General features: G+C 67.6%; 25 protein-coding genes. 3 read left to right on the plus strand and 22 right to left on the minus strand.

Annotated elements, in window-relative coordinates:
• Positions 1-12 precede the first annotated feature (12 nt).
• From ACVKN3_RS02615 to ACVKN3_RS02660, 10 genes are all read right to left on the minus strand, one after another.
• On the minus strand, positions 13-210 hold the full coding sequence (locus ACVKN3_RS02615; protein ID WP_354512638.1) for a hypothetical protein: 198 nt from the start codon (positions 208-210) through the stop codon (positions 13-15).
• Positions 207-713, minus strand: a complete 507-nt coding sequence (locus ACVKN3_RS02620) for a prepilin-type N-terminal cleavage/methylation domain-containing protein (RefSeq protein WP_285401482.1) — start codon at positions 711-713, stop codon at positions 207-209. The genes ACVKN3_RS02615 and ACVKN3_RS02620 overlap by 4 nt, the downstream gene beginning before the upstream one ends.
• The gene (locus ACVKN3_RS02625; RefSeq protein WP_354512635.1) at positions 710-1,129 is read right to left on the minus strand and encodes a hypothetical protein; all 420 of its coding nucleotides are present in this window, start codon (positions 1,127-1,129) and stop codon (positions 710-712) included. The genes ACVKN3_RS02620 and ACVKN3_RS02625 overlap by 4 nt, the downstream gene beginning before the upstream one ends.
• Before the next feature lie 340 nt (positions 1,130-1,469).
• Complete coding sequence (locus ACVKN3_RS02630; protein ID WP_354512633.1) at positions 1,470-2,216, minus strand: S-methyl-5'-thioinosine phosphorylase; 747 nt, start codon at positions 2,214-2,216, stop codon at positions 1,470-1,472.
• Between the two features lie 5 nt (positions 2,217-2,221).
• Positions 2,222-2,773 (minus strand): hypoxanthine-guanine phosphoribosyltransferase, encoded by a 552-nt coding sequence (locus tag ACVKN3_RS02635; protein ID WP_036140860.1) that lies wholly within the window; start codon positions 2,771-2,773, stop codon positions 2,222-2,224.
• A gap of 7 nt (positions 2,774-2,780) precedes the next feature.
• Positions 2,781-3,782 (minus strand): beta-N-acetylhexosaminidase, encoded by a 1,002-nt coding sequence (nagZ, locus tag ACVKN3_RS02640; protein ID WP_354512631.1) that lies wholly within the window; start codon positions 3,780-3,782, stop codon positions 2,781-2,783.
• Positions 3,776-4,300 (minus strand): CYTH domain-containing protein, encoded by a 525-nt coding sequence (locus tag ACVKN3_RS02645; RefSeq protein ID WP_285401478.1) that lies wholly within the window; start codon positions 4,298-4,300, stop codon positions 3,776-3,778. The genes nagZ and ACVKN3_RS02645 overlap by 7 nt, the downstream gene beginning before the upstream one ends.
• Before the next feature lie 13 nt (positions 4,301-4,313).
• Positions 4,314-5,612: a 23S rRNA (uracil(1939)-C(5))-methyltransferase RlmD gene (gene rlmD / locus ACVKN3_RS02650; protein WP_354512629.1), complete on the minus strand. Its 1,299-nt coding sequence runs from the start codon at positions 5,610-5,612 to the stop codon at positions 4,314-4,316.
• An 87-nt stretch (positions 5,613-5,699) separates the two neighbouring features.
• Complete coding sequence (locus tag ACVKN3_RS02655; protein WP_285401476.1) at positions 5,700-6,305, minus strand: YdbL family protein; 606 nt, start codon at positions 6,303-6,305, stop codon at positions 5,700-5,702.
• Positions 6,306-6,335: 30 nt separating this feature from the next.
• Positions 6,336-8,357 (minus strand): translocation/assembly module TamB domain-containing protein, encoded by a 2,022-nt coding sequence (locus ACVKN3_RS02660; protein WP_354512626.1) that lies wholly within the window; start codon positions 8,355-8,357, stop codon positions 6,336-6,338.
• Between the two features lie 45 nt (positions 8,358-8,402).
• On the opposite strand from ACVKN3_RS02660, the gene ACVKN3_RS02665 reads away from it, so the two are divergent.
• Positions 8,403-9,152, plus strand: a complete 750-nt coding sequence (locus ACVKN3_RS02665; RefSeq protein WP_285401474.1) for a response regulator — start codon at positions 8,403-8,405, stop codon at positions 9,150-9,152.
• On the opposite strand, the gene recO is transcribed toward ACVKN3_RS02665, so the two are convergent.
• The 9 genes from recO to rpoE form a co-directional block, all read right to left on the minus strand.
• Positions 9,149-9,841 (minus strand): DNA repair protein RecO, encoded by a 693-nt coding sequence (recO, locus tag ACVKN3_RS02670; protein WP_354512624.1) that lies wholly within the window; start codon positions 9,839-9,841, stop codon positions 9,149-9,151. The genes ACVKN3_RS02665 and recO overlap by 4 nt on opposite strands.
• A 21-nt stretch (positions 9,842-9,862) precedes the next feature.
• Positions 9,863-10,795 carry a GTPase Era gene (gene era / locus ACVKN3_RS02675; protein WP_285401472.1) on the minus strand — a complete coding sequence of 311 codons (933 nt, stop codon included), beginning with the start codon at positions 10,793-10,795 and terminating at the stop codon, positions 9,863-9,865.
• Positions 10,785-11,444, minus strand: coding sequence for a ribonuclease III (gene rnc, locus ACVKN3_RS02680; RefSeq protein ID WP_354512621.1), 660 nt, complete (start codon positions 11,442-11,444; stop codon positions 10,785-10,787). The genes era and rnc overlap by 11 nt, the downstream gene beginning before the upstream one ends.
• A gap of 9 nt (positions 11,445-11,453) precedes the next feature.
• Positions 11,454-11,831, minus strand: coding sequence for a DUF4845 domain-containing protein (locus ACVKN3_RS02685; protein WP_285401470.1), 378 nt, complete (start codon positions 11,829-11,831; stop codon positions 11,454-11,456).
• Between the two features lie 140 nt (positions 11,832-11,971).
• Positions 11,972-12,874 carry a signal peptidase I gene (gene lepB / locus ACVKN3_RS02690; protein WP_354512619.1) on the minus strand — a complete coding sequence of 301 codons (903 nt, stop codon included), beginning with the start codon at positions 12,872-12,874 and terminating at the stop codon, positions 11,972-11,974.
• A 95-nt stretch (positions 12,875-12,969) separates the two neighbouring features.
• Complete coding sequence (lepA, locus tag ACVKN3_RS02695; protein WP_036140848.1) at positions 12,970-14,763, minus strand: translation elongation factor 4; 1,794 nt, start codon at positions 14,761-14,763, stop codon at positions 12,970-12,972.
• A gap of 133 nt (positions 14,764-14,896) precedes the next feature.
• Positions 14,897-16,333 carry a Do family serine endopeptidase gene (locus ACVKN3_RS02700; RefSeq protein ID WP_354512617.1) on the minus strand — a complete coding sequence of 479 codons (1,437 nt, stop codon included), beginning with the start codon at positions 16,331-16,333 and terminating at the stop codon, positions 14,897-14,899.
• Positions 16,334-16,445: 112 nt separating this feature from the next.
• A complete protein-coding gene (locus ACVKN3_RS02705) occupies positions 16,446-17,087 on the minus strand; it encodes a sigma-E factor negative regulatory protein (protein ID WP_285401467.1) in 642 nt (213 codons plus the stop codon).
• Positions 17,084-17,680, minus strand: a complete 597-nt coding sequence (rpoE, locus tag ACVKN3_RS02710; RefSeq protein WP_036140845.1) for an RNA polymerase sigma factor RpoE — start codon at positions 17,678-17,680, stop codon at positions 17,084-17,086. The genes ACVKN3_RS02705 and rpoE overlap by 4 nt, the downstream gene beginning before the upstream one ends.
• 236 nt (positions 17,681-17,916) lie before the next feature.
• On the opposite strand from rpoE, the gene ACVKN3_RS02715 reads away from it, so the two are divergent.
• Positions 17,917-18,285 carry a DUF427 domain-containing protein gene (locus ACVKN3_RS02715; RefSeq protein ID WP_285401466.1) on the plus strand — a complete coding sequence of 123 codons (369 nt, stop codon included), beginning with the start codon at positions 17,917-17,919 and terminating at the stop codon, positions 18,283-18,285.
• Between the two features lie 8 nt (positions 18,286-18,293).
• On the opposite strand, the gene ACVKN3_RS02720 is transcribed toward ACVKN3_RS02715, so the two are convergent.
• Positions 18,294-20,831, minus strand: a complete 2,538-nt coding sequence (locus tag ACVKN3_RS02720; RefSeq protein WP_354512614.1) for a putative bifunctional diguanylate cyclase/phosphodiesterase — start codon at positions 20,829-20,831, stop codon at positions 18,294-18,296.
• Between the two features lie 4 nt (positions 20,832-20,835).
• Positions 20,836-21,318 (minus strand): hypothetical protein, encoded by a 483-nt coding sequence (locus ACVKN3_RS02725; protein ID WP_285401464.1) that lies wholly within the window; start codon positions 21,316-21,318, stop codon positions 20,836-20,838.
• 128 nt (positions 21,319-21,446) lie between these two features.
• Between ACVKN3_RS02725 and ACVKN3_RS02730 the strand changes: the two genes are divergently transcribed.
• Complete coding sequence (locus ACVKN3_RS02730; RefSeq protein ID WP_354512612.1) at positions 21,447-23,504, plus strand: 3-hydroxyacyl-CoA dehydrogenase NAD-binding domain-containing protein; 2,058 nt, start codon at positions 21,447-21,449, stop codon at positions 23,502-23,504.
• A 33-nt stretch (positions 23,505-23,537) separates the two neighbouring features.
• Here the strand turns inward: ACVKN3_RS02730 and ACVKN3_RS02735 are convergent, their stop codons facing one another.
• Complete coding sequence (locus ACVKN3_RS02735) at positions 23,538-24,284, minus strand: DUF2058 family protein (protein ID WP_285401462.1); 747 nt, start codon at positions 24,282-24,284, stop codon at positions 23,538-23,540.
• Between the last annotated feature and the right edge of the window lies 1 nt (position 24,285).

Below are 24,285 nucleotides of genomic sequence, written 5' to 3' on the forward strand. Positions count from 1 at the left end.
CCGGTTGCGCCTTTACCGATGGTCGCATGCGGCGACATCCTCCTGCCAGCGAGCCCGGTCATATCCGTCAGCGACGCAGACGCGGTCCCGGTATTCGGCGGCGGCCAGGCGCCGCGAGGCCGCACCGCGTGACAAGCCTGCACCGATCAGGCTGAGAGCGGCCAGCATGACCAAGACGAAGACCAGTACGCAACCACGCGGACGCTTCATTGGCGTTTCGCCACGACGCGAGAAAAACGCGTGCCATCGGCGAGGACCACGCCTACCTCCAGCAGGCGTGCCGTGTCCCTGTGACGTTCCTGGAACGGAAGGCGTCTCACCTGCCCGGCAGCATCGGGCAGGTCGGCCACGACATCGAGGCGAACGATCCCCTCGAGCAGTGACTCGCACTGCTTCACGCACCGTCGCAGCCCGTCACCGACCAACCAGTCCGCGACGTCCGTGTGCAGCAGATACGACCGATACGGGCGATGCCTGACGGTGACATCGCAGTCCCTTGCCTCCGTGCAGGCAAGCCACCGGGACGAGTTGGCAAGATCCTCCGCGAGCACGGCCAGCGCCATACGCGCGGCATCCTCGCGCTGGACCCGATCGAGATGACGACGCGACGCCATACCGGCCGCCCCTGCCCCCGTCGCGACGACCGCTGCCACCATGCCCGCCACGGCGAGCGAGACCAGCAGTTCCACGAGGCTAGACCCGTGCTGGCTCACGGCCGGAACGATGTGGCGGCGACGACATGGCGGCCGAGCGTGACACGCACGACGCAGCCCGAGATGTCCTCGCAACGGACGACAGACACCGTGGACGATCCGACGTGCCGACGCAGGCTGGCACGGAACCGGGCGAGGTCGTCGGCGGCAAGCTGGACAGGCGTGCAGCCAGCCGCGCAATCGGCGATCGATGGCGTGGTGGCGTTGTAGGAACCACCTGACACACCGAGCGGATTGGCGCGCATGCGCTCGCGCAGATCGGCGATGGCAGTCACGGTGGCCATCGTGCGCGATGCCGCCGCATCCATGGCCATCGACGCATGGAACCACGCCCCGCTGGCCGCGCTGCCGACGGCAAACACCGACAAGGCAGTCAGTGATTCAATCAGTGAAGCGCCGTGGCAGTGAGGTTTCATGGACCTAGCGTGAGCCAGTCACGCCCTGCCCGCTGCGGGTCAACGGTGGGCTATCGCGTCGGCTATGCACCGCAGCCCGCGCGCAACGTTGCCGCAGGGCGACGCACGGCATCGGCCGCAGCGTCATGCCTGGTTTTGGCGTACGTCATGGCACCGCAGGATGGCAACGGGCGTGGGGTTCGCGTATCGCGGACATCGTCCGCTCCTACATGGCGCCATGTAGGAGCGGACGATGTCCGCGATACGAGGTGCAGGATCAGACGATGTCCGCCATCCGCGATGTAAGAGCGGACGATGTCCGCAATCCGCCATGTAGGAGCGGACGATGTCCGCGAAGTACCTACAAGACTGCCAGCAAACGCCCCAGGATAGGCGGAACGTTGGCCGTAGCAGCGGCCAGGTGGGCGAAGATTTCCTCGATGCTGATCTCCGCCTCGTCGCCGGCACCGGCGGCGAAGTTGGCCACCAGGGCCAGGCAGGCGAATTCCAGGTCCAGCTCGCGGGCAAGCACGGCCTCGGGCATGCCGGTCATGCCGACCAGGTCGCAGCCGTCCCGCTTCATCCGCGCGATCTCCGCACGCGTTTCCAGGCGCGGCCCTTGGGTCACGCCGTGGCAACCGCCATCGATGATCGCCAGGCCCTCGGCACGCGCCGCGGCCAGCAGGGCCTGGCGCAGCGCGGTACTGTAGGGCTCGCTGAAATCGATATGCCGTACCTCGGCACCCTCGACATCGTTGAAGCTGGTGTAGCGGCCGTGCGTGTAGTCGATGATCTGGTCGGGCACCACCAGCGTTCGCGGACCCATGTCGTCGCGGATGCCGCCCACGGCGTTGACGGCCACCACGCGCCGCGCGCCCAACGCGTGCAGGGCCCACAGGTTGGCGCGGTAGTTCACCCGATGCGGCGGTACGGTGTGGCTCTCCCCATGACGGGCGAGGAAGGCGAGCCGCCTGCCGCGGAAGTCGCCCGTCACGACGTCACCCGAGGCCGGGCCGAACGGTGTCTGCACGGCGTGCCGCTCGGTGTTTTCCAGGCCTTCGAACTGATAGAGGCCACTGCCACCGATCACGGCGAGGTCGATGCTCATCGGAATCAGTCCTTCAACGCGTGGATGGCCGGCAGGTTACGCGCCTGCTCGTGGTAATCCATGCCGTACCCGAACACGTAGCGATCGGGCAGGTCCACGCCGTTGAAATCGGCCTCGATGCCATGCGCGCGGCGATCGTGGCGCTTGGTGCAAAGCACGGCCAGCAACACCCGCTTCGCGCCCATCTCCACGCACGCATCGCGCACGGCCTTCAGCGTATGGCCTTCATCGAGGATGTCGTCCACCAGCAGCACCGTGCGCTCGTGCAGCGGCACTTCCGGACGACGCAGCCAGTGCAGGTCGCTGCCGCTGGTTTCCCCGCGGTAACGCGTGGCGTGCACGTAGTCGAACTCGAGGTCCGTGCGTATCGACAGCGCCAGCTGCCCGGCGAACACCAGCGCGCCGTGCATCACGGTGAGGAACACCGGCACTTCGCCGTCGAGCGCGTGGTCGATCTCGCGGCCCATGCGGGCGATCTCGGTGTCGAGCTGTTCGCGATTGAAGAGGATGTCGGAGTGCGCAAGCGCATGGTCGAGCGAGGCGGTGGTGGTGGTCATGATCGGGTCAGGGCTCCAGGGCGGTCACGCGCGCGATGAATCGATCGCGCTGGGGATTGTGGACGAGGCCTTCCCAGGTGGAACCGATCGCACCGCGCAGCGGGGCGATACGTTCGACCGGTGAAGGGCGACGGTGCTGCACCGCCGCGATCGCCTCGGGAACGACATCGGGAAAACAGGCGAGTACGAGGTCGCAACCCGCATCGAGGTTGGCGGCCACGCGGGCGGCCACGCCGCCGACACTGCCGGCGGCGGCCATGCTGATGTCATCGCCGACGACGCAACCGCCGAACCCGAGCTCACCGCGCAGGATCTCCTCGATCCACACGTGCGAGTAACCGGCTGGCTGGTCGTCCACCGCGGTATAGACGACATGCGCCGCCATGACGGCCTCGGCACGTGCCTCGATGCCGGCGACGAAGGGCTGCAGGTCGGTCGCGAAGATATCGTGCTTGCTGCGCGGATCGACGGCGGATGCGAGATGCGTGTCCTCGCGCACCGAGCCATGCCCGGGGAAGTGCTTGAGCACGGCGGCCATGCCGCCCAGGTGCATGCCGCGCACGTAGGCCTGGACCAGCTCGGCGGCAACCGCCGGGTCCGCATGCAGCGCCCGGTTGCCGATGGCGGCGTTGCCACGTTCGAGGTCGGCCACGGGCGCGAAACTGAAATCGACGCCGATGGCGCGCATCTCGCTGGCCATGATCCACGCGTGTTCCTCGGCACGGTCGATCGCGGCGCCGGGGTCGCTGTCGTGCAGCCTGCCCAGCGCGGACAACGGCGGCAGCCGCGTGAATCCTTCGCGGAAGCGCTGCACGCGGCCGCCTTCCTGGTCCACGCAGATGAGGATCTCATCGCCGGCCACCTGACGCACGTGGTCGATCAGGGCCGTGACCTGCTCGCGCGAGGCGAAGTTGCGCGAGAACAGGATCACGCCGGAGACGCCGCGGGCCGTCAGCAAAGCGTGCTCGTGCAACTCAAGTTGCGTACCCGAAAGACCGATGATCAGCATGCCATGTCCTCCTTGCCTTCCCGTTCGGCGCCCGACCAGTCGCTGTACGGCCGGTCGATCAGGTTGACGTTGTAGTAGCGCAGCACGCCGCTGACCTCGCGGCCGAGCCATGCCGGTGTCGGGTAGGCCGCGTCCGTGGACGGCAGTTCCACCTCGGCGACGATCAGGCCGGCGTTGGCGCCGACGAACTCGTCGATCTCGAAGTGTGTGCCTTCGACCATGACATGATGACGAATCTTCTCCACGCGACCGTCGGCCAGGTCATCCAGCATGCGCGCGGCATCAGCCACCGGCACGGGGTATTCGTATTCCTGCCGCTCGATACCCAGCGTGGCCGACTTGATGTTGAGCCAGGCCTGCTCGCCGGACACGCGCAGCCGTACCGACGACTTCGCCTGTCCGGACGCCACGGCCGCGCCACTGATGAGGTAACCCTGTGCCATGCGCTCGCTGCGCACGATCTGCTTGCGCCAGGCGTCGCTGGCCAGGAGGAACTTGCGCTCGATCTCGATGCCCATAGGGTCTCCGGGGTCAGCGGCGCTCGAACAGCGCGATGGATTCGACGTGGGCGGTGTGCGGGAACATGTCCATCACCCCCGCGGCGGCGAGACGAAAACCCTTCTGCACGAGGATGCCCGCGTCGCGCGCCAGCGATCCCGGATGGCAGGAGACGTAGACGACGCGGTCGGTGCCCTTGCGCGGCAGGTACTCCAGCAGCTCGTTGGCGCCGGCGCGGGGCGGGTCCAGCAGGATCTTGTCCCAGGCCTGCTTCGCCCAGGACTCGTTGCGCTGGTCCTCGAACAGGTTGGCCACCCGGAACGAGGCATGGCCGAGGCCGTTGCGCGCGGCATTGGCCGCCGCCCGTTCCACCAGCCCGTGCTCGCCCTCCACGCCCACCACCTCGGCGGCGTAACGTGCGATCGGCAGCGTGAAGTTGCCCAGTCCGCAGAACAGGTCCAGCACGCGATCGGCCGGCTGCAGGTCCAGCAGCTCCAGGGTGCGCGCCAGCATGCGCTGGTTCATGCCCGCGTTGACCTGCACGAAATCCAGCGGCAGGAACTCCAGCTCGACATCCTGGGCGGGGACGGCAAAGGCCAGGCGCGGCGCCTCTGGCCACAGCGGGTGCACGGTGCTGTGATTGCCCGGCTGCAGGTAGATGGCCAGGCCGTGCGCCTTGCCGAAATCCACCAGGGCCTGGCGATCGGCCTCGGTCAGCGGCGCGAGGTGGCGGAAGACCAGCGCAACGGTGTCGTCGCCGGCGGCGAACTCGATCTGCGGAATGTCGTGCGCGGCGGACAAGCCGCCCACCAGTGCCGCGATCAAGCCCACCTTGGGGCCCAGCGCGGGATGGATCACTTCGCAATGCTCGATGTCGGCGACGAAACGCGGGTTGGATTCCTCGCGGAAACCGACCAGCACGCGCTCCTTCTTCGCCACGTAGCGCACCGAAAACCGCCCCTTGCGGCGATATGCCCACGGCTCGCCGGTCAGCGGTGGCAACCACGCATCCGGCGTGACCTTGCCGATGCGTTCGAAGTTCTCGGCAAGCACACGCTGCTTCGCGGCGATCTGCTCGGCGGGCGCCATGTGCTGCAACGCGCAGCCGCTGCACTGGCCGTAATGGCGGCATTTCGGCTCGACACGCGCGGGGGAGGCCTCGACGATGCCGACGAGATCGGCCTCGTCGTACTTGCGGTGGCGCTTGTGGTAGACCAGCCGTACGCGCTCGCCCGGCAACGTGCCGGGCACGAACGTGGCCTTGTTGTCGATGCGGGCAACGCCCCGGCCGTCGTGGGTGAGGCCGATGATGGTGGCTTCGAATTCGATCATGCGCTCTGAAACGTAAAGCCCGGACGACGAAGGCCCGGGCTGGCTGGGAGGACGCCCGCGCGATGGCGGGCGTTCCTGGCGGGTGCCTTACTTGCGCTTCCAGGCACCGGAGGCATCGCGATAATACCAGCCCGGCGGCGCGCGCTGGACCCAGCCGTCCGCGAATGCCTTGCGGATCTGCGGCTCCCATTCCGGGTGGCCGTTGGCCTTGGCGACGGCGGCATACAGGGCATCGCGGTCGCTGTTTTCCTGGTCGACCAGGCCGTTGGCCTGCGAGCGCTGGTCCAGAGGCAACGCGCCGGCATCGCGCACGGCGACCAGGCCGTTGGCCGTGAAGCCCACCGCGCCGCTGTCGAACAACGCCTTCAGCTGGCCGCCGAAGCGGCTGGTCATGCGCAGCCGGATGGCGTCCGTTTCGGGGGTGCGTACCTGGATATCCGGCGACTCCGCCGCCTGCGCGGAGGGGATCATCAGATCCAGCAACGAGGCCGACGGCTGCTTGCCCGGGACGGCCGTCTGGGGTTTTTCCTTTGTGCCGGCGGGCTTGGCGACGCCACTGTCGTCGAGCACCGTGCCGATGAACTGGTCGGCCGCCTTCTGCGCGGCGGCTTCCGGAAAATAGACGTTGATGGTGACGCAGCCGACCAGGGCGACGGCAGTGGCGGCCATGAGGGCGATGAACGATTTACGCATGGTTTTTCCTTGTGGGGGCGGCTTGCCCGCTCAACGGACCACCGGGCCATCGCCCTGGGTGGCGGCTTGCAGGCGGCGCACCAGGGTGGGCCAGTCGACCTCACGCTGGTGACCGACCACGGTCAGGCGGGGCAACCCGCTACCTTCGACGATAGTGTAGCCATCCTTCGCGGCGCCCAGTCCACCCATGGCGCATACATCGCCGCGCAGGCGACACGACAGCCCGATGCGCTTGTAGCCGAACGTCTTGAAGATCTTCAGCACCGTGCCTTGCAGGCCCGCGGCGATGCCGCCCCCGCCGACGGAGGTGAGGTTGTTCACCGCCTTCTGGCTGATCCGGCCGCCACCGCCCGCCAGCAGGTGGGCGTCGAACGCGGCGGGCTGCCAGGCGACGAGGCGCAGGTTGTCGATACCGCCGTCCAGGCGGCCGGTGATGCTGCCGAAGTCGAAGACCGAGGTCATCAGGCCCAGGTCCAGATGCCGCAGCGAGAGCGTACCGGTGAGGATCGGCGCCACGCCGAAGGGCTGCGCGAGGCTCATGCCGGTGATGTCGACGAAACCGTCGAACACGTTCAGCGACAGACCGCCAGCCATTTCCACACGGTCGTCCACGTAGCGCAGCGACGGCACCGCGCCGCCCAGCGTGCCCTTGAATTCCGGCCAGCCCAGCGCGCGACAGAACGCAGCCATGTCGATCTGCGTGAGCACCAGCGAGGTCTGCAGGCGGTCGCCCGCGGTGGCCGCCGGCTTCCACGCCAGCCGCTGCACGCGCAGCTGGCCGTCCAGGACGGGTATGACCAGCGGTGCCAGCAGGCCCAGCGTGCCGCCGGTGCTGCGGAGTGCCGCCTCCGCGGCGCCATTCGGAATCCGCTGTATCTGCAAGGCACGCCAGCCGAGCTTCGTGGCGGGGCGATCCTCCGTGGCACTCCAGTCGATCGCACCATGCAGCCCCTGCACCCCGAAGCGCCCTTCGCCGTTGGCGATATCCAGCCCCGTGGTCTGCAACGCGAAGGCCTCGGGGCCTTTCGCACCCATCGTGAGGTGCCCCGTGACATCGCCCTTGGCATCGAGCGCATCCACGCCAAAGCTGCGAGCCAGGCCTTTACCGTAACGTGCGTAGGCGACGGGAAAGCGTGCATCGAAACGGTCCAGCCGCAGCGAGGCGAGACTGCCGTCGGCCGCGAGGCCTACCTCACCTTCCAGTTGCAGGGCATCGGGATCGGTCAGCCGCAGCCGCCGGATCGCCATGGCGCCCTTCTGCGCCCGTGCGGAAAACGACACTTGCACCGGGTGGGAGGGAAGAGCGACGTACAAGGGGCCCAGCAGCAGCGAGCCGCCGCGCAGTGCGGCGTCGAGTTCGATGACGGTCGCCTCCGCCTGGCTGTCCACACCGAGCCGCCCGCTGCCCGACACCGTTTCACCGGCCAGCGCACCGCCCGGGCTGTCGAAGCCCACGCCAGCCAGCGCGAACTGGCCGCCGGCCTGCACGCCGCCGGGAAGCAGGTCGAGCGCCAGGTCGGCATCCACCCGACCGGTGGTCGTGCGACCGGACCACACCGTCGAGAGCAGCCCCTGCAGCCAACCGGCCGGCAGGTCCTTGAGGGTGATCTGCGCATGGCTGGTCTGGTCCATCGGCATCGCCACGCGGGCCAGCGAGGCATCCTGGCGCACGGTCAGCTCCAGCGTGTTGGCGGCGGTGTCGGCCACCATGAACACGGTGGCCCGCGGCCAGGGGTCGCCCGCCGCACCGCGCATACGCAGGTTGCCCGCGAACGTCCAGCGACCGGGCTCGTCGCGGGCAAGCGTGCCGTCCAGGTCCAGCGTGGCCTTGTGCCAGCCCATGGCGGCCAGGTCGACCCGTTGCACCGTCAAGGCGACGCCCACGCCGTCGCCCGCCGCGGTCAGGTCGGCATGCAATCCATCCAGCGCCACACCCGGCAACGACACGCCCTCCGCGTCCACGGACACGGCCGCCCGCACCCCGTCCGCGCCCACCAGGGCGACCAGGACGATGAACAGGAAGCTGAACGTGCGGGTTGATACCGGGAACATGCTCCGCCATTCTGACAAATCAAGATGAACGACACGGAACGTTGCATGATCGAGCAGTACCCGTCCGCCCCTTCCGCGCCGAAGCCACGGCATGTCCTGGTGGCCGACGACGACGAAGCCACCCGTGTGTTCCTGGCGCAGGCGCTCCGGTCGCTCGGCTATCGGGTCGAGGTCGCATCCGACGGTGACCGCGCCCTGGACCTCGCCAGGCGACAGCCGTTCGACGCGCTCCTGCTGGATTGCCGCATGCCGGGCGCCGGCGCCGAAGCCTTGCTGCCGGCGCTGCGCGCCGATCCTTCCGCCCGGTCGCGCGACGCCGTGGCCCTGGCTACCAGTGCCGAGATTCCCGCCCGGTTGCGCGCGGCCCTGCTGGCGGCCGGCTTCGCCGGCGTCATCGAAAAACCCTGCCAGCTCGCGGCGCTCAGCCATGCGCTGGCCGCCACGCTCGGCATCGAGGGCGATCTGCAGGTGCTGGACGACGACGCCGGACGCGCGGCCAGTGGCGATGCCATCACCCTGCTGGCGCTCCGCCAGTTGCTGCGTGCGGAGCTGGTCGAGCTGGAGGCCGCGCTGGACGACCTGGCACGTCGTCCGACCGACCTGATCGACCGCTTGCATCGCCTGCGTTCCGCCTGCGGGTTCTGCGGTACCGCGCGCCTGGGTGCCCAGGCCAGGGCCTTGCAGAACCACGTGCTGGAAACCCGCACCGTCGTTCCGCCCGCCGCGATAGAGCGCTTCCGCTTCGAACTGAACGAGGCGCTGGCCGCCCTGCCCCGCGACACGCCCGCCGTTTAACGCAGCACGCGCCAGGCCTTCAGCTCGCCGCCGCCCAGGTGGAAGGAAATGATCTGGCGCATCATGCGGCGCAGCGAGGCCAGCCCCGCCACGTCGGGGGAACGGTCCGCGGCCAGCGCCAGCAGATCGGCGCCGCGAATGCCGCGGGCATCGCCCGCGCGTCCGGGGCGTACCCCCGACTCCGGATCGTAGAAGTAGGTGAGCGCCGGATCCAGCGGTTCACCGTCGATGGCGTCGATATCCAGCGGCAGCGCATAACCCAGCGCATCCAGCATGTCGCGCTCGAAGCGGCGCAGCGTCCACGCAAGGGCATCACCCGTCGCCATGCGGCGCAACGTGCGCTCGTAGTGCGCGAACAGGGGCGGGTTAGGGTCCTGGCGGCCGGTCAGCCGCACCACCAGTTCGTTGAGATAGAGGCCGGCCATGCCCGCGTCGCCCGTCAGGCGTTGCGGCGCGCCCACGTGCTCGGCCGTGCGCAGCGTGGCCAGTTCTCCCTTGAGGATGAGGTCGAGCTCCACCCGCTGGAACGGCTCCAGCTGCGCACGCTGCAATCTCGCGCCTTCCTTGCGCACCCCGCGGGCGACCACGCCCAGGCGGCCGTGGTCGCGGGTCAGGCACTCCACCAACAGGGATGTCTCCCGGTAGGGCCGGGCGTGCAGGACGAAGGCGGGCTGCTGTTCGACGCGCATGACGCGGTACGGCGCGCCGGCTTATTCGTAACCGAAGCGCTTGAGCAGGTTCTCGTCGTCCGCCCAGCCTTCGCGTACCTTCACCCACAGCTTGAGGAACACCTTGCGCTCGAACAGGTGCTCCATGCCCTTGCGTGCCGAGGTTCCGATCGCCTTGAGCTGGGCGCCGCCGTTGCCGATGACGATGGCTTTCTGGCCATCGCGCTCGACCCAGATCACCGCATGCACCTCGGCCACGCCATCCGGGCGGTCCTCGAACTGCTCGATCTCCACCGTGGTGGCGTAAGGTAGTTCCTGGTCCAGGCGCAGCATGAGCTGCTCGCGGACCATCTCCGCGGCAAGGAAACGCTCGCTGCGGTCGGTGATCTCGTCTTCGCCGTAGACGGCCGGCTGGACGGGCAGCCGCTTGAGGATGCCCTTTTCCAGGCCTTCCAGGCCCTTCGACTTCAGCGCGCTGACGTAATAGACGTCGTCGAACGGATGCTTGGCCATCAGGTCGGCCACGAACGGCAGCATCGCCGTCTTGTCCTTCTGCAGGTCCACCTTGTTGATGGCCAGCAGGCGCGTCATGCCCTCCTGTTCGGCGAGTGCCGCATACATCGCGGCATCCTCGTCGGTCCAGCGCCCGGCCTCGATCACCTGCACCGCAAGATCGACTTCGGTGATGGCGGCGCGCGCGGCACGGTTGATGCTGCGGTTCATCGCACGCTTGGCACCCCGGTGCAGGCCCGGTGTGTCGACGTAGAGGATCTGGCCCGCGGGCTTGGTCGAGATGCCCAGGATGCGGTGGCGGGTGGTCTGCGGACGATGGCTCACGATGCTCAGGCGCACGCCGATCATGGCGTTGAGCAACGTGGACTTGCCGACGTTGGGTCGGCCGGACAGGGCTACGTAACCGCAGCGGAAGTCGCCGTCGACGGGGGTGTCGTTCTCGGGGGTATCGTTATCGTTCATTCTTTTTTTCCAGCAATCGGCGCAGCACCGCTTCCGCGGCGTCCTGTTCGGCGGCGCGCCGGCTGCCGCCGCGCCCTTCCACGCGGATCGGTTCCGGTTCGTCGATGCAGCAGCTGACGTCGAAGGTCTTGGCGTGGTCTTCGCCGTAGCTGTCGGTGAGTTCGTAGGCGGGCAGCGGCAAGCCCCTGCCCTGCAGCCACTCCTGCAGGCGCGTCTTGGCGTCCTTGCTGGAGCGTTTGAGTTCGGCCACGCGCGGCATGAAAAGCCGGCGCACGACCTGGCGACAGGCGTCGAAGCCGTCGTCCATGTAGACGGCGGCAATCAGCGCCTCGAAGGCGTCGGAGAGGATGGAATCGCGGCGGAAACCGCCGCTCTTCAACTCGCCCGGACCCAGCTTGAGCACCTCGCCCAGCGCCAGCTCACGCGCGATCACGGCCAGTGCCTCGCCGTTGACCAGTTGCGCGCGCAGGCGGGAAAGCTCGCCCTCGCTGGCATTGGGGTGCACTTCGAACAGCAGCTCGGCAACGATCGCGCCCAGCAGGGCGTCACCGAGGAATTCCATCCGCTCGTTGTTCGGCTTGCCGACGCTCCGGTGGGTGAGCGCCAGCGCCGCGAGGGTCGGATTACGGAAGGAATGCGGGAACTGCACGAAACCTCATTATTGCCCGACGGCACTCTTGAACGGGACCGAATGGTCGAAATGCAACAGGAAGGAAATGTTGTAGAGGAACGGGATTTCCTTGTCGTAGTTCACGTGCAGCACCGCGCCGTTGTTGGCGCGTTCCACCGTCACGTCCTGCGGCTTGATCGTCGAATCGTCGACGTACTGGAAGCTCATCTTGAAGGCGAGTTGGCGGCGTGCCTCGCCGACGTCCTGGTTGCCACCCTCGGTCGACATCTGGTTCATGGCCTTCACCACGCCCATGTACTCGATGTACGACGGCACCAGCTTCATCGCCATGAATGCAAAGAAGCCCAGCACCGCCAGGAGGATGACGAAACCGATGAGGGTGATACCCGATTGCCTGGATTTCATGCGTGTGTTCCGCCGTGGCCGGCGGCTCCCCTGTTCAAGACCGTGAATGGCGACGGGGCGCGCACGGGCGCCCCGGAGCGGAGATTACCTTGTCCACGGCCATCCGCAACGTCCTGCCACGCGACGGAGCCATGCCGCCGTCAATGGATGACCTTGCCCATCTTCGAGAAGTCGAGGATACCGTTGCCCAGACCACGCCAGGCCATCCAGACGAAGAACGCCTTGCCCACCAGGTTTTCCTCGGGCATGCAGCCCCACCAGCGGCTGTCGGTGCTGTTCATGCGGTTGTCGCCCATGACGATGTAGCAGCCCTTGGGCACCTCCGACGGCACCATGGCATTGGGGATGTCCATCGGCACGTTGTAGGCCGGGGTCAGGGCGATCGTGTGGTTGATGCTGCCCAGGTGCTCCGTGTACAGGTGCGAACCGTAGGTCATCAGCATGCGGTCTTCCGGGCGATTCATGTTGCCCTTGAACGCGCCGAGATCGTCCGCGCCGACCCGCTCGCCATTGATGTAGAGCTCGCTACCGCGGGTCTCGATGCGGTCGCCCGGCAGGCCGATCACGCGCTTGATCCAGTTTTCGCCGGGCACCGGCGCGTGGGGATCGGCGCAGGAGACATCGCCGCTGCGGATGGTGCGGCCGCTTTCGTCCCGGCACAGGTAACCGGGGAAGCGGAAGACCACCACATCGCCACGACGCGGCTCGCCGTTTTCCAGCAGCTTGTTGTTGAACGCGGGCATGCGCAGGCCATAGGCGAACTTGTTCACCAGGATGAAATCGCCGACATCCAGCGTGGGCATCATCGAGCCGGAGGGAATCCGGAACGGCTCCGCCACGAACGAGCGCAGCAGCAGAACGACGAGGATCACCGGGAACAGCGACCGTGCCCAGTCGACCGGCCACGGCTCGGGTTGCTCGGTACCGGAGGCTTCGGCGCGCGCACGCCGCGCCTTGGCGAGGAACAGCCAGTCGATCAGCCAGACCACGCCGAACAGCAGCGTGAGGCCGAGGAGAATCGCCGAAAAATCGAATGACGCCATGCCAACTCCGTAAATCGTGTCGAGGGGCCCGGTGGCCCGTTCCGGCGCGTCCGGCGCCGGCTATCCGTGATGAAACGCCGTCGCAGCCGGTAAGGCTACTTGTTGTCCTGCCTGAGCACCGCCAGGAAGGCTTCCTGGGGGATTTCGACGCTGCCGACCTGCTTCATGCGCTTCTTGCCTTCCTTCTGTTTCTCGAGCAGTTTCTTCTTGCGCGAGACATCGCCGCCGTAGCACTTGGCCAGCACGTTCTTGCGCAACGCCTTGACCGTGGACCGCGCGATCACCGCCGCGCCGATCGCCGCCTGAATGGCCACGTCGAACTGCTGCCGGGGGATCAGGTCCTTCATCCGCTCCACCAGTTCCCGCCCGCGGCGGTCGGCGTGCGAACGATGCACGATGAGGCTGAGCGCGTCCACGCGATCGCCGTTGATGAGCACGTCCACGCGCACGAACGGGCCCGCGTCGAAACGCTCCAGCTGATAGTCCATCGAGGCATAGCCGCGGGATACCGACTTCAGACGATCGAAGAAGTCCAGGACCACTTCGGCCAGCGGCAGCTCGTAGGTGACCTGCACCTGCGTCGCCAGGTACTGGATGGTGCGCTGCACGCCGCGTTTTTCCTCGCACAGCTTGATGACGTTGCCGACGTACTCACCGGGGGTGAGGATATTGGCGACGATGATCGGCTCGCGGATCTCGACGATCTGCTGCGGCGGCGGCAACTTGGCCGGGTTATCCATCGCCAGGATGGTGCCGTCGGTCTTGGCCACCTCGTACACCACGGTGGGCGCGGTGGTGATCAGGTTGAGGTCGTACTCGCGCTCCAGGCGCTCCTGCACGATCTCCATGTGCAGCATGCCGAGGAAGCCGCAGCGGAAGCCGAAGCCCATCGCCTCCGAGCTTTCCGGCTCGAAGAACATGGCAGCATCGTTCAGGCGCAGCTTGTCCAGGGCCTCGCGCAGGGCCGGGTAGTCGTCGGCGGACACGGGAAACAGGCCCGCGAACACGCGCGGCTGCATGGTCTGGAAGCCGGGAAGCGGCTCGCTGGCCGGCTTGCCCGCCAGCGTCAGCGTATCGCCCACAGGGGCGCCGTGGACATCCTTGATCGACGCGTTGATCCAGCCGACTTCGCCGGCGCAGAGTTTTTCGAGCTTCTTGCGCTTGGGCGTGAACACGCCTACGTCGTCGACCAGGTGGGTGCGACCGGTGGACATGACCAGGATCTTGTCGCCCGGCTTGATCTCACCTTGCATCACGCGGACCAGCGAGACCACGCCGAGGTAGTTGTCGAACCAGGAATCGATGATCAGCGCCTGGAGCTTGTCCGTATTGCCCGGCTTCGGCGCCGGAATACGGTGGATGATGGCCTCGAGCACCTCGATCACGTTCTGCCCGGTCTTGGCGCTGACCGCGATGGCGTCGCTGGCGTCGATGCCGATCACCGCCTCGATCTCGGCCTTGGCCTTTTCCGGATCGGCCGTGGGCAGGTCGATCTTGTTGAGCACGGGAATGACTTCCAGCCCCTGTTCGATCGCCGTGTAGCAATTGGCGACCGACTGCGCCTCCACCCCCTGCGCGGCGTCGACCACCAGCAGCGCGCCTTCGCACGCGGACAGCGAGCGGCTGACTTCGTAGGAGAAGTCGACGTGGCCGGGCGTGTCGATGAAGTTCAGCTGGTAGGTCTTGCCGTCGCGCGCCGTGTACGGCAACGACACGGACTGGGCCTTGATCGTGATGCCGCGCTCGCGCTCGATCGGGTTGTTGTCGAGGACCTGCGCTTCCATTTCGCGCTCGGACAAGCCTCCGCACAACTGGATGATGCGGTCAGCCAACGTCGACTTGCCATGGTCGATGTGGGCAATGATGGAGAAGTTGCGGATGAGTTCCATGGAGCGCCGTGGTCACGTTCACCATCGCTCGCGGCGCGAACGACGCGCAGCGGCCCTGGGGGCCGGTGCGAATCCGGCATTATCGCATGGAAGGCCACCCGCCGCCGATCGGCGACGGGTGGCCGGCGCGGGATCAGCGATCCTGGGGCACCGTGATGCCCATGAAACGCGTGGTGTCGTCGCGGCGAACCAACAGCATGGCCGTGTCGCCCGGCTTGATGCCCTGGGTAGCCTCACGGAACGCCGCGGCCGAACCGACCCTTTTCTGGTTGACCATGAGCACGATGTCGCCTGCCTGCAGCCCCGCCCCGGCGGCCGCGCGACCGGTGACGCGGCTGACCACCACGCCCTCGCCGGCCTTCAGGCCCAGCTCGGTGCGCGAGGAGGCATCGATGTCCTGCACCGCCAGGCCCAGCGCCGCGGCCGAGCCGCTCGCGGATTGGCCCGCATCGCCGGCCTGGGCCAGCGCGTTCTTGTCGCGCGGCAGTTCGCCGACCTTGACCTCGACCGCCTGCTTCTTGTGATCGCGCAGGATTTCGACCTTCGCGGTGGAGCCCGGACGGATGATGCCCACCAGCGGCGGCAGGTCCGCCGACTGCGTGACGGGCGTGCCGTTGAACGAGAGGATGACATCGCCCTGCCGGATGCCGGCCTTGTCCGCGCCACTGCCCGGGGTGACCTGGGCGACCAGGGCGCCGTTGGCGTCCGGCAGGTCGAGGTTTTTCACGAAGGGATCCACCGGCTGCACGGTGACGCCGAGCATGCCGCGGGACACGTAGCCCTTGTCCTTGATCTGCTGCACGACGTTCATCGCCACGTCGATCGGGATCGAGAAGGACAGGCCCTGGTAGCCACCCGAGGTGGAGTAGATCTGCGAATTGATGCCGATGACCTGGCCCTGCAGGTTGAACAGCGGACCACCCGAATTGCCGCGGTTGATCGGCACGTCGGTCTGGATGAACGAGGTGTAGGGCTGGTCGCCGCTACCCAGGTTGCGCCCGACCGCGCTGATGATGCCGTGGGTGACCGTGGCATCCAGCCCGAACGGCGAGCCGATGGCCAGGGCCCACTGGCCACGCCGCACGCTGCGGGAATCGCCGATGGTCACGGTGGGCAAGGCGCTGCCGTCGATCTTGAGCAGGGCGATATCGTATTGGGGGTCCTTGCCGACCACTTTCGCCGTGAAGGTGCGGCGGTCCTGGAGGCGGATCTTGACCTCGTCGGCGTCGTCGACCACGTGGTCGTTGGTGAGCACGTAGCCGTCGGGGGAGATGATGAAGCCCGAGCCCAGCGAGGTCTGGTCGGGCGATGGCGTCGGCATGCCCGGTGGCATGCCCGGCATGCCGAAGAAGCGCCGCAGGAGTTCCTGCTGGTCGTCCTGACCGCCGCTGTTGGGCCCGCTCCGCCCCTTGCCCCTGGATGAACCGTTGGTCTTCGCCTCGACATGGACGACCGCCGGGGCGTTCTTTTCCACGATGCCGGTGAAGTCCGGGAGCGATTGGGCCTGCGCTGCCGCGCCGGCCATCACGAGTGCGCCGCCCAGGAGCGCGCGTACCTGCCAGAAAGCCATCTTTTCCTCCTTTTTCCAGCCACGACTGCCCGTGCGGCGATGGCACCGCCGGGGATCAACAGAAGGGAAAGCGCCCGCCGGGGACGGCGGCGGGCGCGAATACGACCGCGGCTCAGCGAGCCTGCGGGACGGACACCGGCTGCGCATAGCGGCTGCCGTCCGGACGGGTCAGCAGCAGGTAGCCGTTGCCCTCGGGATTTTCCGACGCCCGGGCGCGGTGGATCTGGTACGGCATGAAACGCGGCAGGTACGCGGTGCCGGCTTCGCTCGAACCATCGAACGCCGCCTTCTGCGTGAACTGAGACGCATCGTTGCCCGACAGCCACTGGGGTGCGACGGGAGCGGCGGCAGCGGCGGGAACATCCGCCACGGTAGTGCCTTGCATGGCCGGGGCCTGTTGGGCCACGTCGGTCGCCGTGGAGTGGCGACCCGCCGGCTGTGACAGCATCAGCGCGGCGACAGCGACGCTAGCGGCGATGGCGCCACCCGCGGACCAATGCAGCCAGCGACGTCGCGGTGCCGCCGAAACGACCACGGACTCCGCGTCGATCGCCGCCATGACACGGCTGGCGAAATCCGGCGACGCCGCCAGGTGGGCTTCGCCGCGCAAGCGATCACGCACCGTGTGATAACGCGACCATGCGCCCGCCAAGCTGGCGTCGGCCTCGACGCGGCGCAGCAAGAAGCGCATTTCCTCCCGTGACAACTCCCCGTCCATGCCGGCGGAGAGAATTTCGCGATTGGTTTCGCTCATGGGGTGTGATCCTCGCGGTCGGATAGCAACGGCCGCAGTTTTTCGTCAATGGCTTCGCGAGCCCTGAAAATACGCGAGCGGACGGTCCCGATGGGGCAGTCCATGAGAACGGCGATTTCATCGTAACTCTTGCCGTCCACCTCGCGAAGGGTGATCGCGACCCGAAGTTCCTCGGGCAAGGCTTGGACAGTGGAAAAGACCGTTTGTTCCACCTGTTCCCGCATCAGCTCGCGCTCGGGCGTAGCGCTTTCGTGCATGCGCGTCGCCCCGGGCACGTAGACAGCGTCTTCCACGTCGATGTCGCCCGTCGGGGGCCGACGCCCCATGGCGACGAGGTGGTTCTTTGCCGTATTGACCGCGATCTTGTAAAGCCATGTATAGAAAGCGCTTTCGCCGCGGAACGAGGCCAAAGCCCGCCAGGCGCGCACAAAGGCTTCCTGCGCGATGTCCTCGCACTCCGTACGGTCGTGGACGTATCGCGAGATGAGCGCGATGACCTTGTGTTGGTACTTGCGGACAAGCAAGTCGAACGCGCGGCGGTCACCCTGCTGCACGCGCTCGACAAGTGCTTGATCCAGTTCGTTTTCGCCCATCCGGGCCGTCTCCTTAACTCATTCGGGGCCAGTCGCGGGCGCAGCTGAGACAAGCGCCGCGCGGGCAAGTTCACTTACGGGCCAGGCCCAGCCGGTGGGAATATGCCCACCAATGGCTGAACGGCACGTTGGAAAGAGACCCCGATAACCATCGCCGGCCGCCATGATCATCGGCACCAATATTTTGGCGGTCCATGCCGCCGGCTTCGGCATCCGTCATCACTCGAGAGGTTCACATGCAAGGTGGCAAGCAACCGGGACCGCATCATCCCATCACCGTGGAACCAGCCGCGCAGCGAGTGATCGTCCGGGCGGGCGGCGCGGTGCTGGCCGATAGTCGTAACGCTCTGCTGCTTCGCGAGGGCAGCCTGCCGCCGGTTTTCTACATTCCGCGCGACGAGGTGGCAATGCAGGAACTCATGACCAGCAGGACCCGAACCCATTGCCCTTTCAAGGGCGATGCGAGTTATTTCAGCAGGAAGGACCACAAAGAAGACATCGCGTGGTCGTATGAAGACCCGTTCGACCACGTACTGGCGATCAAGGGGCATCTCGCCTTCTATGCCGGGCGCGTCGACGACATAGAGACATACCCCCGGGATTGATTCGTGCACTACGCCCGAAAAGCGGGCCGATCCTGGGTGCCGTCGCCGACCAGGCGCTCACGCTCGCCCAGTAGCTTGTCGAAGCTGGCGGCCGGCAGCGGGCGGCAGAACAGATAGCCCTGCAGTTCCTCGCAGCCGTTGCTGCGCAGGAACTGCAGGTGCTGTTCGATCTCCACGCCCTCGGCGACCACCGCCCGTTTCAGCTGGTGGGCCACGTCGATCGTGGCCTTGACGATGGCTTCGTCGTCGGGATCGACCCCGATGTTCCGCACAAAACTCTGGTCGATCTTGATCCGGTCTGCCGGCAGCCGGCGCAGGTAGTCCAGTGAGGCGGCACCGGTACCGAAATCGTCGATGGCGATCTGACAGCCCAGGGCATGCAGGGCATCGAGAGTCTCGACGAGCCGGGGCACCGTTTTGACGCTGATGCTTTCGGTGACCTCGAGCTCGAGCAGCTCGGGCGGCAAGCCGCTGTCGTGCAGCGCGGACGCCACCACGCCGGCCAGGTCGGGCTGCATCAGCTGCACCGCCGACAGGTTGACGCCCAGCCGCAGCCGCAGGCCGAACCGGTCCTCCCAGGCCTTCGCCTGGATGCATGCGGTACGCAGCACCCATTCGCCGAGCGGCACGATCAGGCCACTGGCCTCGGCCAGGGGAATGAAGAACGCCGGGCTGATCATCCCCAGCTCGGGGTGCTCCCAGCGCACCAGGGCCTCCATGCCGACGATATCCTCGCTGGCCGCCGCCACCTGCGGCTGGTAGAAGACGCGCAGCTCTTCGTTGCGCACGGCGTGGCGCAGGCGCGCCTTCAGTTCGGCGCTCTGCTGCTGCGCCGCGCCGGTGTCGGTGGCGTATACCTGGTAATTGTTGCGGCCCAGGCTCTTGGCGCCGTACATCGCCTCGTCGGCATGGCGCAGCAGCGGTTCACCCTGGGTGGCGTCGTCGGGAAAGAACGCGATGCCGACCGAGACGGTGACCTGCAGCTCCGAACCGTCGTCCAGTGCCAGCGGCACCTCCATGGCCTGCACCACTTTCTCGGCGATGCGCAGCACGTCGTCGCGCTTGATGATGTGACGCAGGATCAGCGTGAACTCATCGCCCGCGAAGCGCGCGACCGTATCGGAGGCGCGCACGCTGGCGCGCAACCTGCGTGCCACGGCGTTGAGGACCTGGTCGCCCACGGCATGGCCGAGGGACTCGTTGATGCCCTTGAACCGGTCCAGGTCGACCAGGAGGATGGCGAACAACTCGCCCGTACGCTCCGCTTCGCGAATGGTGGTGTCGAGGCGATCGTTGAACAGCAAACGGTTGGGTAACCCGGTCAGCGCGTCGATCAGGCCACGCACGCGGCCCTGCTCACGTGCCCGGCGCAACTCCAGCGCCGCAGCGAAACGTGCCGTCGCCGCACGCAACGCCAGCGCCAGCACGCGACCGTCGCTGGCGAGGCGCCGCCGCCCGGCCAGCATCGCGCCGATCACGTTGCGACGTTCGTCCAGCAGCGGCAGCCATGCGAAAGACGCCAGCCCGAGCGATTCGATCAGCGGATCGCCCAGCGGGACATCGTCGCTTTCGGCCAGTCGCAACAGCGGGGTACCGCCAAGGCATGTACGGAGCAAGGGCAGATCGTCGGGCGAGGGCCAGTCCACAGGCGCCATGCCGTTGTAAAGATGCGTAAGCAACTCGGGCCCCGACTCGCTTTCAGGCAGCGCCGACCACAAGGCCAACGCGTCCAGGTCGAGCGCATCGGCAAGCATCGCGGCCGCTTCACCCATGCCCTCGTCGTCGCTGGGGCAGCCCTCGAGCACGGCCAGGAGGGCAAGCGCCCGGGAGGCCGTGTCGGTGGCGCGCATGTCGCGAAAAGCCACCGCGATGCGATGCTCGCCACCGTCGTTACGATGACGCACGTCGATTTCGCCGACGATCTCCACACCGTCGCGCCGGCGCAGCGTACACGCCATGGCATCCCCATCGGGCAGCGGCCAGGAAGCCTCGTGGACGGGATGGAACAGTTCGGCCAGCAGGCGGCCCTGCACCGGGCCGTCGCCCTCGCACAGCCGCTCCATCGCGTCACCGGTTTCGAGGATGCATCCCTGCGGACTGGACGCCACCACCCACGCTGCACCGGCATCGAAGGCGAAACGGTAGTCACGGTGCGGCGCGGCCGGCACGGCAGGACCCGACGACACGGCCTGCCGCACGCGCTGGGCCAGTTCGGTACCTATCGCGCTCTCGCGGAGCCAGTCGACGCCTCCCGCGGGGGCGATGCCAGGGAGGTCGTCCACCACGTGCACCGCGGGCAGCGATGCGTACTCCCCGCAGGCACGCAGGATGCGCAGGCCCCGGGCGATGTCCGGATCGCCGTCGGCACCCACCACCACCACGTGCAGCGGCGGTGCGTCTTCGAGCAGCGCCTCCAGTTGCGTGGCGTCGCGTGCACTCAGCAGGACGAAATCGCCGTCCAGGTCCAAAGCGTCGAAAACGGCACGGCGCACGTCGCGACGCGGCGTGAAGATAAGGATGCCGGGCGGGTTGGGCACGTTGGACACGGGCTCAGACGATCCAGCGGCCGTCACGCAGCCGCGGCGCGGCGGCCGGTGCCCGCCATTCCGCGTCCACCTGGACCACGTCGTCCTCGAACGTGGCCAGCAGGCTGGCGCTGGCCCCCATCAGCACCACGCGGCGCACGTGCCCGGTGGCCGTGCGGGCCAGTTGCCGCAAAAGCGCACCGTCGGTGGCACTGGGCGGACCCGACGGCATGTCCAGCAGGTACACGCCGAAATGCAGGCTTTGCAGGATGTACCGAAGGGTGTCGCCCAGGCGCACGCAGCCAGGCACGCGCATCTGCGCGTCGCGCAGGCTCACCAGGCCTTCCGCGTGTCGCCAGAGGTAGACGGCCTGGCCCGTGCGCCGCGCCACCAGGCGGAACTGGTCGACCAGCATCGCGGGGTCGGACGACTGCAGGGCAACCAGGGGGCCGGGCGACGCCAGGATGCGGTCGAAGACGTCGGTACCTGCCTGGGTGTCGGGTGCCATGGGGCGTCGCTGCGAGAGGATGCGGGCAGTATCGTGGTAACACCGGGGGCGGCGCCAGCGGATATCTCGCATTCGACGCGACGGAACGGTAAGGTGATGCGCTCACTCGCCAGCGCACGACTTTCCCCATGTTCGAAGGACTCCGATTCAAACACTGGACCACCCAGGCAGGCGACGACGGCATCGTCGTCCTCACGCTGGATCGCGCCGGCTCCAGCGCCAACGCGCTGTCGCGCGAGGTGCTCGACGAACTGGACCGTCTCGTCGAACGCCTGGCCATCGAGGCACCGCGCGGCGTGGTGATCCACTCGGCCAAGCCGTCGGGTTTCGCGGTGGGTGCCGATATCCGCGAGTTCGTCGAATACGCCCATGCCGGCTCGGTCCTGGAAAACATCGAAAACGGCCAGCGCATCTTCGAAAACCTGGCCCGGCTTCCCTGCCCCACCGTGGCCGCCATCCACGGCGCCTGCATGGGTGGCGGCACCGAACTGGCCCTGGCCTGCCGCCTGCGCATCGCCGCGGACGACGACACCACGAAGATCGGCCTGCCCGAGGTCATGCTCGGCATCCATCCGGGCTGGGGCGGTTCGGCGCGGCTGCCGCGACTGATCGGTGCGCCGGACGCCCTTCCGGCCATGCTCACGGGCAAGCCGTTCAACGCCCGACGTGCCCGCGCCGTCGGTCTCGTCGACCGCCTGGCGCGCCCGGAGGCATTGCTGGCCGAAGCCATACAGCTGGCACGGCGCCCCTCGTCGCGTCCCTTCGCGCTGCGGGCCAAGGCCTGGGCCACCAACACCGTTCTGGCACGGGCCATCCTCGCGCCGATGGTCCGCAAGCAGACCGCCGCCAAGGTGCGCAGGGAGCACTACCCCGCCCCCTTCGCGCTGATCGACGTGTGGGCACGCGGCGGCGCCGGTATCCAGCAACGGCTGAAGCTCGAGGCGAAATCGGTGGCGAAGCTGGCCACGACGCCCACCGCGCGCAACCTGATCCGCATCTTCTTCCTGCAGGAACGCCTGAAGGGGTTGGGCGGCGGCATCGAGCACGGCATCCGGCATGTGCACGTCGTCGGCGCGGGCACCATGGGCGGTGACATCGCCGCATGGTCCGCACTGAAAGGCTTCGACGTCACGCTGCAGGATCGCGAGCTGCGCTTCGTCGAGCCAGCGCTGCAACGCGCACGGTCGCTCTTCGAGAAGAAGCTCAAGGCACCGGCGAAGGTCGATGCCGCCGTCGCGCGGCTGCGTGCGGACGTCGAAGGCCACGGGGTCGCGCAGGCGGACCTCGCCATCGAGGCGATCTTCGAAAACGCCGATGCCAAGCACGCACTTTACGCGACGATCGAACCCCAGTTCACCGCCGAGCAGATCCTGGCCAGCAACACGTCGTCCATTCCGCTGGACGAACTGCGCCAGGGCCTGGCGGCACCGCGGCGCTTCCTCGGCCTGCATTTCTTCAATCCCGTTGCGCAGATGCCGCTGGTGGAGGTCGTTCGTCACGACGCACTGGACCCGGCCATCGAAAAACGCGCCCTCGCCTTCTGCAAGGCGCTGGGCAAGCTGCCGGTGCCGGTCAAGGGCACCCCGGGCTTCCTGGTCAACCGCATCCTCATGCCCTACCTGATGGAAGCGATGCGCCTGTACAACGAGGGCGTGCCCGGCCCGGTGCTGGATCGCGAGGCGAAGAAGTTCGGCATGCCGATGGGCCCGATCGAACTGGCCGACACGGTCGGTCTCGACGTCTGCGCCTCCGTCGGCAAGGAACTCGCGCCCTTCCTGGGCCTGGCTATCCCGGCCGGACTCGACGAGAAACTCGCCGCGAACAAGCGCGGCAAGAAGGACGGTGAAGGTCTCTACGTCTGGAAGGACGGCAAGCCGGACAAACCCGAAGTCGATCCCGACTACGTACCACCGACCGACATCCAGGACCGGATGATCCTGCCGATGGTGAACGAGGCCGTCGCATGCCTTGCCGAAGGTGTCGTGGACGACGCCGATCTCCTGGATGCGGGCGTCATCTTCGGCACCGGCTTCGCGCCGTTCCGTGGCGGCCCCATCCAGTACCTCCGCACGGAGGGCGTCGTCGCCATCAGCGAGCGGCTGGCCCGCCTGGAACAGAAGCACGGCGCACGCTTCGCGAAGAAGGAAGGCTGGGACAACCCCGCGCTGGCCATGCCGCCAGCGTGACCTGACGTCACGCCGGCGCAGGCAGCCGGCGTGTCACCACATCAGGTCGTCGGGAACGCCGTCGTCGGCCGCGGGAGCATCCGGGTCGACCATGAGCGCAATGAACTCCGGCGCGAGCGCACGCAGTTCATCGATCACCGCCTTGTCGACGATGAGGTAACGCCCGCCCTGCTGTACCACGCCCAGTTCGCCGGCGTTGAGCGCCGCCAGCTGGGCCGTGTCCACATAGACGCGACGAATCTTCTCGCCATACGGGAAATGCCTGACCTGGTCCGCGTCGGCCAGGTTCTTCGCCTTGCCCTTCAGGAGCTCCTCGACCTTGCGCTTCTTTTCCTTGCGCAGCCGGGCCACCTCGGCGGCCTCGGCCTCGGCACGGCGACGCTCGGTCGCTTCGGCCTGCGCACGGATGGCGTAAGCCTTGGCCAGGTCCATCTCGCCATCGGTGCGTGCGGGCTTGGCTGCCTGCGGCGGCCGGCCACCGCCACCACCCTGGGGGCGAGCGCCACCGGAGCCGCGACGGCCGTCCTGAGCGCGATTACCGCCGCCTCCGGGACCACCGCTTCCGGCCCGGGCACCGCCACTGCCAGCCGGCCGCTCGCCCTGCGGCCGACCGCCCTGGCCCGACGAGGGCTTGCCGCCGTGACGCGGATTACGGCCCGCATAAGGCTGGCCGCTGCCCCCCGCCTGTTTCGGTGGCGACGGCGCGGCGGTCCTTTTCTCTTCGCGGACCTCCTTGACGAGGCCGCTTTTCAACAACTGGTCGCGCAGGGACTCTGCCATG

The organism is Luteibacter sp. PvP120 (assembly GCF_054055715.1).

What these genes read in the sequence shown, in the direction of transcription:
- ACVKN3_RS02645 (WP_285401478.1), bottom strand. Translation starts at nt 4,300, where the DNA reads ATGGGCATCGAGATCGAGCGCAAGTTCCTCCTGGCCAGCGACGCCTGG.
- ACVKN3_RS02735 (WP_285401462.1), bottom strand. Translation starts at nt 24,284, where the DNA reads ATGGCAGAGTCCCTGCGCGACCAGTTGTTGAAAAGCGGCCTCGTCAAG.
- rlmD (WP_354512629.1), bottom strand. Translation starts at nt 5,612, where the DNA reads ATGATCGAATTCGAAGCCACCATCATCGGCCTCACCCACGACGGCCGG.
- rpoE (WP_036140845.1), bottom strand. Translation starts at nt 17,680, where the DNA reads ATGGGCGAAAACGAACTGGATCAAGCACTTGTCGAGCGCGTGCAGCAG.
- ACVKN3_RS02655 (WP_285401476.1), bottom strand. Translation starts at nt 6,305, where the DNA reads ATGCGTAAATCGTTCATCGCCCTCATGGCCGCCACTGCCGTCGCCCTG.
- ACVKN3_RS02615 (WP_354512638.1), bottom strand. Translation starts at nt 210, where the DNA reads ATGAAGCGTCCGCGTGGTTGCGTACTGGTCTTCGTCTTGGTCATGCTG.
- ACVKN3_RS02625 (WP_354512635.1), bottom strand. Translation starts at nt 1,129, where the DNA reads ATGAAACCTCACTGCCACGGCGCTTCACTGATTGAATCACTGACTGCC.
- ACVKN3_RS02715 (WP_285401466.1), top strand. Translation starts at nt 17,917, where the DNA reads ATGCAAGGTGGCAAGCAACCGGGACCGCATCATCCCATCACCGTGGAA.
- ACVKN3_RS02700 (WP_354512617.1), bottom strand. Translation starts at nt 16,333, where the DNA reads ATGGCTTTCTGGCAGGTACGCGCGCTCCTGGGCGGCGCACTCGTGATG.
- recO (WP_354512624.1), bottom strand. Translation starts at nt 9,841, where the DNA reads ATGCGCGTCGAACAGCAGCCCGCCTTCGTCCTGCACGCCCGGCCCTAC.
- lepA (WP_036140848.1), bottom strand. Translation starts at nt 14,763, where the DNA reads ATGGAACTCATCCGCAACTTCTCCATCATTGCCCACATCGACCATGGC.
- nagZ (WP_354512631.1), bottom strand. Translation starts at nt 3,782, where the DNA reads ATGCTGATCATCGGTCTTTCGGGTACGCAACTTGAGTTGCACGAGCAC.
- ACVKN3_RS02635 (WP_036140860.1), bottom strand. Translation starts at nt 2,773, where the DNA reads ATGACCACCACCACCGCCTCGCTCGACCATGCGCTTGCGCACTCCGAC.
- ACVKN3_RS02665 (WP_285401474.1), top strand. Translation starts at nt 8,403, where the DNA reads ATGATCGAGCAGTACCCGTCCGCCCCTTCCGCGCCGAAGCCACGGCAT.
- ACVKN3_RS02630 (WP_354512633.1), bottom strand. Translation starts at nt 2,216, where the DNA reads ATGAGCATCGACCTCGCCGTGATCGGTGGCAGTGGCCTCTATCAGTTC.
- ACVKN3_RS02685 (WP_285401470.1), bottom strand. Translation starts at nt 11,831, where the DNA reads ATGAAATCCAGGCAATCGGGTATCACCCTCATCGGTTTCGTCATCCTC.
- ACVKN3_RS02705 (WP_285401467.1), bottom strand. Translation starts at nt 17,087, where the DNA reads ATGAGCGAAACCAATCGCGAAATTCTCTCCGCCGGCATGGACGGGGAG.
- era (WP_285401472.1), bottom strand. Translation starts at nt 10,795, where the DNA reads ATGAACGATAACGATACCCCCGAGAACGACACCCCCGTCGACGGCGAC.
- lepB (WP_354512619.1), bottom strand. Translation starts at nt 12,874, where the DNA reads ATGGCGTCATTCGATTTTTCGGCGATTCTCCTCGGCCTCACGCTGCTG.
- ACVKN3_RS02730 (WP_354512612.1), top strand. Translation starts at nt 21,447, where the DNA reads ATGTTCGAAGGACTCCGATTCAAACACTGGACCACCCAGGCAGGCGAC.
- ACVKN3_RS02725 (WP_285401464.1), bottom strand. Translation starts at nt 21,318, where the DNA reads ATGGCACCCGACACCCAGGCAGGTACCGACGTCTTCGACCGCATCCTG.
- ACVKN3_RS02660 (WP_354512626.1), bottom strand. Translation starts at nt 8,357, where the DNA reads ATGTTCCCGGTATCAACCCGCACGTTCAGCTTCCTGTTCATCGTCCTG.